Here is a 7,943-nt window from a genome sequence, read left to right as displayed (position 1 = left end):
GAGAGCTGAAAGCTGCGAGCTGAAAGCTGAGAGCTGAAAGCTGAGAGCTGAAAGCTGAGAGCTGAAAGCTGAGAGCTGAAAGCTGAGAGCTGAAAGCTGCGAGCTGAAAGCTGCGAGCTGAAAGCTGCGAGCTGAAAGCTGCGAGCTGAAAGCTGAAAGCTGCGAGCTGCGAGCTGAAAGCTGCGAGCTGAAAGCTGCGAGCTGAAAGCTGAAAGCTGCGAGCTGAAAGCTGAGAGCTGAAAGCTGCGAGCTGAGAGCTGAAAGCTGAAAGCTGCGAGCTGAAAGCTGCGAGCTGCCCGCCACTCGTTACTCGCAGCTCCTAGCTGGAAAGGTATTGGTTAAAACAGACCCATAGGTGATGTGCTGTAGCTTACTAACAAGTTTTTCGTCTGCTGGTAATGATCGAGCATCATCTTATGTGTTTCACGACCGATGCCGGATTTTTTATATCCGCCAAAAGCTGAATGTGCTGGGTATAAATGGTAACAGTTAGTCCATACTCGTCCGGCCTGAATTCCTCGGCCCATTCGATGTGCAAGGTTGGCATCGCGTGTCCAAACCCCTGCGCCTAAACCGAAAATACTGTCATTGGCAATTTCCAGCGCTTCTGCTTCATCTTTAAAGGTGGTTACCGCGATAACTGGTCCGAAGATTTCTTCCTGGAAAATCCGCATGGAATTATCACCCTGCATGATAGTCGGCTGAATGTAAAAACCACTATTAAGTGACCCATCGAGGCTTTCTTTATTGCCGCCGGTCAGTACTTTAGCACCTTCTGTTACACCTATATCCAAGTAACTCATGATTTTATTAAACTGCTGTTCTGATGTCTGAGCGCCGACCATCGTATTGCTGTCCAGTGGGTTGCCGCGGATAATCTTTTGCGCTTTTTCAATCACTTTTACCATAAACTCATCGAAAATGTCTTCCTGAACTAAGGCACGGGAAGGACAAGTACAGACTTCTCCCTGGTTGAAAAATCCCAGTACAAAACCTTCCGCACATTTATCCAGATAATCATCTTCATGCTGGGTAATATCACCGAAAAATATATTTGGACATTTACCGCCAAGCTCAACGGTCGAGGGGATCATATTTTCTGCCGCGCATTTTAATATATGCTCGCCAACGGGTGTTGAACCGGTAAAGGCTATTTTCCCGATACGTTTGCTGGTCGCTAAAGCTTCACCGGCTTCTTTACCGTAACCATTAACAATGTTTAATACACCAGGTGGCAGTATGTCGGCAATTAATTCCATCAGCACCAAAATACTAGCGGGCGTTTGTTCTGCAGGTTTCAGCACAACACAGTTACCGGCCGCTAAGGCAGGTGCTAGTTTCCAACAAGCCATTAATATCGGGAAATTCCATGGAATAATTTGGCCAACAACCCCAAGAGGTTCGTGAAAATGATAAGCAACAGTATCGTCATCTATCTGTGACAAGCTACCTTCCTGCGCACGAATACAGCCTGCATAATAGCGAAAGTGATCGGAACTTAACGGTATATCTGCCCCCATTGTTTCACGAACCGACTTACCGTTATCCCAGGTTTCGGCAACAGCAAGAAGTTCAAGGTTGGCATCCATACGATCTGCGATTTTCAGTAAGGCATTGGCACGATCCTGCACGGAAGTACGTCCCCAGGCATCTTTGGCTGCATGTCCGGCATCAATTGCTAAGTCAATATCTTCAGCGCTCGAACGCGGAATCTGACAGATGACTTCGCCGGTGACTGGTGTTGTATTATTAAAATAATTACCTTTCACAGGAGCAACCCATTCTCCGCCGATAAAGTTTTCATATTTTTCTTTAAACGTAAGGACAGAATTTTGACTGCCTGGATTTGCATAGATCATAATGAACCTCTTATAGTCGGCCGATAAATTATCTGCCTGGTTATTTGTCTTTAGTCGAATGTGTTTTACGAGAGTTATAATAGCGCTATCAAGGCAGATACGACCATCCGCCATCGGCATGAAAAAAATCATACTTTAGGATGAGATACGGGGAAATATTGAACGAGTATTTGAATAAAGTAGCTTAACTAGGGTGAGTGAATTTAATTGACCACGTCAAGTCTAAAGGTATTACCACAGAGGGCGCAGAGGCGCTCTGCGCTACACCCAGTAATGACTAAAACAGAGTGAAGTGTGCGTGGTGCGTTCTATGCACCGCAAGCATTGGCAATTGGTGCTGAAGCGCACCCTACGAACTGTTGTCTTCTTCAGCTGAACCTATTAATTAGTTAATTTCTCTACAACTAAACAAGCTGCCGCTAAATCTGACAGTGCAGTGCCAACGGTTTTAAAAACAGTTATTTCTTCTTCTGTTTGCCGTCCCTTATGTTGACCTCTGGCAAGTTCAGACAGTTCAGCTTTGACATCATCCTTGTCAAACATCCCTTCCTCAATAGGTATTAATAACTCTCCCGCTTCACTTAAGACGTTTACACGGCTATCAACAAAAACACTGGCTTTAGTGATTAAAGCCGTATCGCATTCGCGGCGGTTTGGTGAATGATTGCCAACAAAGTCAGTGTGCGTGCCCGGTTTTACCCATTCACCTAAAATTAATGGCTCGCCGGCGCCCGTCGCACAACTGATAATATCAGCTTGACCTGCCGCACTTTCAAGATCGGTAATGACTGCAACACTGATCTCCGGCCGTTCGGTGCGTAACTGCTCAGCCACTTTTTCAGCTTTGTCGATGCTGCGCCCCCAAATATCTATATGGGTAATAGGTCGTACGGTCGCATGAGCTAATGCCATGTACGAAGCTAGGTTACCCGTACCGCAAACTAATAAACGACTGGCGTTTTTACGGGATAAATATTGACTGCCCAGAGCCGAGACGGCGGCCGTTCGCCAATAAGTGACACTGGAGCCGTCAACGAGGGCTAAGGGTTCTCCGGTTTCGCGTTTAAACATTAAAATCTTTGAATATAAGCGATCCAAGCCCTTCGGGCCATTTTCAGGAAAATGGGTAAAGGCTTTAACGCCAATCGCTTTGCTGTTCCAGGCGGGTAATACGGCAAATCCATCACTGTGGTCGCTGTCTTCTTGCAAAGAAAATACATTACGTTGCGGCATACCGTGAGTGCCTGCAAATGTTTCTTCTATTGCCGGGATCAATTCTTCAAAATTCATTGTCTGATGAACCTCAGACGCTTCAATTACATGCATTTCATGGCTTCCTTTGACAAATAATTATTTTACAACTATTTGATAGGGTATACCTTATCTGTACTGAAGTGAATAAAGCGGCTTCAAAATTTAGTCTTCGAAGCACCAAAATCCAAAGTTTGAAGGCTAGAAACTCGAACGCCCAAACGCCTTAAAGCGCGAAGGCCCGAAGGCTTGAAGCTAAAAACTCGAAGCCCGAAGACTCGAAGCGCGCCTTATAGCTTTTGTTTACTGCAGCGGCAATCGGTGCGCGGAGCGCACCCTACGGGCTAAAAACTCGAAGCTCGAGGCTCGAGGCTAGAAGGCCCGAAACTTGAAGCGCGCCTTCTAGCCTTACAGCTTTTGTTTTATCGCCTTCTAGCCTTTTTTCCCGCCCGCAGATCGAAATACTTACATTGCGGCTTTGAACATGGCGATCACTTCAGCGGTGTTCGCTTTACGCGGGTTGGTCAACATACAGGCATCGTTCTGAGCATTGCCGGCCATCACGGCAAGGTCAGCTTCTTTAACATTGAGTGCGGTCAAACCATTGGGGATGCCAACGTCTGCCGCCAGTCTGCGGATCGCAGCAATACCTTTAGCGGCAGCATCAACAACATTCAAACCGTCAATGTTTTCACCTATCGCCACAGCGATATCAGCGAAACGCCGTGGATTGGCGATCACGTTAAATTCACAGACCGACGGCAACAGAATAGCGTTACAGACACCGTGCGGCAGGTTGTAGAGACCACCGAGCTGATGGGCCATGGCATGGACGTAACCAAGGGAGGCATTATTGAAAGCCATTCCAGCGAGATATTCGGCATAAGCCATCTTGTCACGGCCTTCGAGGTTTTCACCGTTGGCGACAACCGGGCGCAGGTATTCTGCAACCAGCTGAATAGCTTTGATTGCACAGGCATCGGTGATCGGGGTCGCAATAGTGGAAACATAAGCTTCGACAGCGTGAGTCAGCGCATCCATACCCGTTGCGGCAGTCAAGGCGGCAGGCTTGCCAACCATCAGAACAGGATCATTGATGGCGATATTCGGCGTACAGCGCCAGTCGACGATAGCCATCTTCACTTTAGTCTCGGTATTGGTAATAATGCAGAAACGGGTCATCTCCGAAGCGGTACCGGCAGTCGTATTAATAGCGACAAAAGGAGGCATTGCCTTAGAGGTCATATTGGCGCCTTCGTAATCGTGGATCTTGCCGCCGTTGGTGGCAACCATGCCGATGCCCTTGGCACAGTCATGTGAGGAACCACCACCGAGAGAGATAATAGTGTCACATTTCTCACTTTGATAAACCTTCAGGCCATCAAGAACGTTTTTGTCGGTCGGATTTGGCTCGGCACCATCAAAGATAACCACGTCAATACCAGCGGCTTCAACATGTGCCTTGATTTGTTCAGCCATTCCCATCGCGACGATCCCCTTGTCGGTAACCAACAATACCTTGCTGCCACCCAGGGCTTTGACCTGCTCGCCAGTTTCCTTTGAAGAACCAATCCCCATAAGGGAAACCGTAGGTATATAAAATCCATAAGTTTGATCTGCTAAAGCCATTTTTTTCTCTCCGTTATTTTGTTTGTTAATACAGAATTAAGTAAAGTAAAACTTGGTTTTCAAGATAAGAGCCACAACGGTCAGACCGCGATTCAGTGGTTCAAAGCCTTGTACGGGAAGTACAATAACGCGATTAGGGCGAATACCACCATGCGCCATCGGCATGAAAAAACTCATACTTTGGGATGAGCGACGGGGGATAAGAGCTGCGAGCTAAGAGCTGCGAGCTAAGAGCTAAGAGCTAAGAGCTAAGAGCTAAGAGCTAAGAGCTGCGAGCTAAGAGCTGCGAGCTAAGAGCTAAGAGCTGCGAGCTGCGAGCTAAGAGCTGCGAGCTAAGAGCTAAGAGCTAAGAGCTAAGAGCTGCGAGCTGCGAGCTGCGAGAGGGCTATAAGGCGAGAAAGCTAGAAAGCTAGAAAGCTAGAAAGCTAGAAAGCTAGAAAGCTAGAAAGCTAGAAAGCTAGAAAGCTAGAAAGCGAGAGGGCGAGAGGGCGAGAGGGCGAGAAGCTCGAGACTCGAAAGCTCGAAAACTCGAAGACTCGAGGCTCGCTTTCCCCTGCGCAAGAATGCACCCTACTGATAATATAATACCAAACTCGTAGGGTGCGCTCCGCGCACCGATTAACGATGATGATGGTGCATACCAATAACTAAGCATGCGATAACGGAGTCTTTTGGAACTGAGCCTTCAGGCTCGGCGCTTGCGGTGCATAGAATGCACACTACCGATTAAGCACCAAGAGCTACGAGAAGGCGAGAAGGCGAGAAAGCTCGAAGCTCGAAGCTCGAAGCTCGAAGCTTGGGACTCGCTTTTCCCTGCACAGAATGCACCTTTAAAATAAGCAAAAAAAAATGGCAAACCCGTAAAGGTTTACCATTTTTTCAATATTAAATCAGCACCCTGTGGGCGCTAAAATATCACAGCAAATTAAAGTGCTACGATACTGTCTGCTTGCGGGCCTTTTTGACCTTGGCTTACAGTGAATTCTACTTTTTGGCCTTCAGCTAAAGTTTTGAAACCTTCGCTTGCAATAGCACTAAAGTGAGCGAATACATCTGGACCAGATGCTTGCTCGATAAAACCAAAACCTTTCGCTTCGTTGAACCATTTAACGGTTCCTTGTTCTTTGTTAGACATAATAATATCCTGTAATTTTAATGTATGGGTGCCTTCAAAAGGCTTGAATAGCGTAAAAACAGACTGGAACTTAAAAACTACAGAGCGAGGTATTATTAATATAACAACGTAATGGAGAATGTAAAAAAAAGGCTTTCTTTCTTGCTGACGGTCACTTTATATAACTCAAAATAAAAGTCAAGGGTTGTGTAAAGACAAAGGCTTAGGGTTAATTGAATTTCACGACAATTTTAAGATGTCTAAAAAGCCCGCTTTCGCCCCTCTGCTTAGAAGCGAAAAAAAGTAAACAACACTATTTTTTGCTCGCAATAACCAAAAATATCGGGAATTCATTGCCTTCTTTTACAACCGTGTGCGCGGTATGAAAACAGATATCTTTAAAGCCGTGTTTTTCTAGCAAAGCCTGAAATTCTTTTCGTTCAAAACCAAAATGAAAGACCCCTTCCGTGTTTGCCGGATGAAAGCCCCCGTCTTCTTTATCAAGATCAGCTAAGGCTACCATCGCGCCAGCCTTTAAATGCTCGCTAAAACGCTGAATAAGTTTATCCGCATCCTCGACATGATGCATTGCCATCGCACTCATGATCAAATCAAACTTTCCATCTATCGGTTTATCTACAATATTTTGGCAAAGTACGTCGACTTTACCCTGTAACTCAGGTTTTGATAAAAGTTGGCTTAACATGGATTCAGAAATATCCAAGGCAAGAATTTTTTGTACCGAGGGGGCAACATGAGAACTTATCAAACCCGTACCAGCACCAAAATCCATCACTTCCATCTTTGCATGAAGCGGTACATGTTTTAGAATTGCGGCACCGATAGCGTTCGAAAGCTGACGCCTAAAGTCATTGGCATCCCAATCTTTGGCTTTTTCATTAAAAAGATCGGTCATTAAATACCTCCATTATTTCGATAAAATTCATGATATTTTAGATCCTTTATATAGGTCACTGTCGTCGAATATTTAACGTATGAACCTAGTTGATATTAATTGCCACCCTAGATAAAAACAATCGCTTTATTGATTAATGCACTTGCTATTACCGGAATATTATTAAGCGAATGGTTGACAATGCTTAAGCAAGCTCTTAAGCAAACTCTTAAGCAAATAATAAACGAAACTGCTTGGGCGTGATCTGCTTACACTGTTTAAACTGGCGGTTAAAATTCGATAAATTAGTAAAACCAACCAGGTCGGCAATAACGGCAATACTGGTATTACCATTAATCAACAGTTCACAGGCTTTGCCGATCCTAAATTCTTTAACGTGATTAGAAAAGCTGCAGACAAAATGCCGCTCAAAAAGTCGATAAATGGTGCTTTCACTGACATGTACCTCATTACATAAATCAATAACTTGAATATGATTACGAAAATTTAATTCAATATAATCAGAAATTTTCCGTACTAGGGTTAACTCTTTGGGATTATCTTCGATCTTTGGCAGGCTATAGGCATTTAAACGTTTGACCTGTTTCGCTTCACTTAAAGTAACCAGCACTTCGATTAAACGGCTAAATTCCATCGCAGGCGTGAAAGTTTGATGTGCTTGTACAAGCTGAAATACCCGTTCAGCGGTCAATTCGTCAAACTGTAACCCTTGGGTTGAGCGGCTTAATAAAGATTTTAAATTATTAAGCTCAGGAAACTGATTAACCAGTTGGTTTATCCATTGCTGACTGAACCATAGGATATAAGTGCTGTTATTTGGGTTATCAGGCTTCGCCTGGTGGATCGCGGTGTGGGGGAGTTTCGGGCCAAAAACAAACAGGTTATTATGTGTTATTTCACCCATGTAGTCACCGGCAAACAACTTTCCGTTTAAATGGCGGTATAGTACAATTTCATATTCAAAATGATAATGCCAGTCAAACTGTGCATCACAACAATCATAGCGTTGGATTCGCCAGCTAAAATCTAGCTGATTGCTGACGTTTTCAATGGTTGGTTTCAATACAAGCACCTTTTTGTCATTAAAAATCACAAAATATGACTGAATAGTATCAGAAGAAGCCTAAAAAGAATCACTTATTCTGTTTGAAATTGTTAATTTACGCTTAGAAAC

General features: G+C 44.7%; 7 protein-coding genes. All 7 read right to left on the bottom strand.

The annotated features are described in order from the left end of the window. Positions 1-303, bottom strand: a 303-nt coding sequence (locus tag CXF72_RS19855; RefSeq protein ID WP_232784966.1) for a hypothetical protein, incomplete at its 3' end; no start/stop codon positions are given. A 35-nt stretch (positions 304-338) separates the two neighbouring features. Continuing rightward, entirely contained in the window at positions 339-1,859 is a 1,521-nt protein-coding gene (gene exaC, locus CXF72_RS11570; RefSeq protein ID WP_101039175.1) for an acetaldehyde dehydrogenase ExaC, read from the bottom strand. A 381-nt stretch (positions 1,860-2,240) separates the two neighbouring features. After that, complete coding sequence (locus CXF72_RS11565) at positions 2,241-3,185, bottom strand: ornithine cyclodeaminase family protein (RefSeq protein ID WP_101039174.1); 945 nt, start codon at positions 3,183-3,185, stop codon at positions 2,241-2,243. Positions 3,186-3,575: 390 nt separating this feature from the next. Then, positions 3,576-4,739, bottom strand: a complete 1,164-nt coding sequence (locus tag CXF72_RS11560; protein WP_101039173.1) for an iron-containing alcohol dehydrogenase — start codon at positions 4,737-4,739, stop codon at positions 3,576-3,578. A 925-nt stretch (positions 4,740-5,664) separates the two neighbouring features. Then, positions 5,665-5,874: a cold-shock protein gene (locus tag CXF72_RS11555; RefSeq protein ID WP_101039172.1), complete on the bottom strand. Its 210-nt coding sequence runs from the start codon at positions 5,872-5,874 to the stop codon at positions 5,665-5,667. A 292-nt stretch (positions 5,875-6,166) separates the two neighbouring features. After that, the gene (locus CXF72_RS11550) at positions 6,167-6,769 is read right to left on the bottom strand and encodes a class I SAM-dependent DNA methyltransferase (protein WP_101039171.1); all 603 of its coding nucleotides are present in this window, start codon (positions 6,767-6,769) and stop codon (positions 6,167-6,169) included. A 208-nt stretch (positions 6,770-6,977) separates the two neighbouring features. Then, positions 6,978-7,841 (bottom strand): AraC family transcriptional regulator, encoded by an 864-nt coding sequence (locus CXF72_RS11545; RefSeq protein WP_232784965.1) that lies wholly within the window; start codon positions 7,839-7,841, stop codon positions 6,978-6,980. Positions 7,842-7,943: the final 102 nt, after the last annotated feature.

Origin of the sequence: Psychromonas sp. MB-3u-54 (genome assembly GCF_002836415.1) — a bacterium.
Lineage (GTDB): Bacteria > Pseudomonadota > Gammaproteobacteria > Enterobacterales > Psychromonadaceae > Psychromonas.
Note: the sequence above shows the minus strand (reverse complement) of the source record. Positions and strands in the feature narration are given on the sequence as shown.

Coding starts and splice junctions, on each gene's coding strand:
- exaC (WP_101039175.1), bottom strand. CDS start 1,859: ATGATCTATGCAAATCCAGGCAGTCAAAATTCTGTCCTTACGTTTAAA.
- CXF72_RS11565 (WP_101039174.1), bottom strand. CDS start 3,185: ATGCATGTAATTGAAGCGTCTGAGGTTCATCAGACAATGAATTTTGAA.
- CXF72_RS11560 (WP_101039173.1), bottom strand. CDS start 4,739: ATGGCTTTAGCAGATCAAACTTATGGATTTTATATACCTACGGTTTCC.
- CXF72_RS11555 (WP_101039172.1), bottom strand. CDS start 5,874: ATGTCTAACAAAGAACAAGGAACCGTTAAATGGTTCAACGAAGCGAAA.
- CXF72_RS11550 (WP_101039171.1), bottom strand. CDS start 6,769: ATGACCGATCTTTTTAATGAAAAAGCCAAAGATTGGGATGCCAATGAC.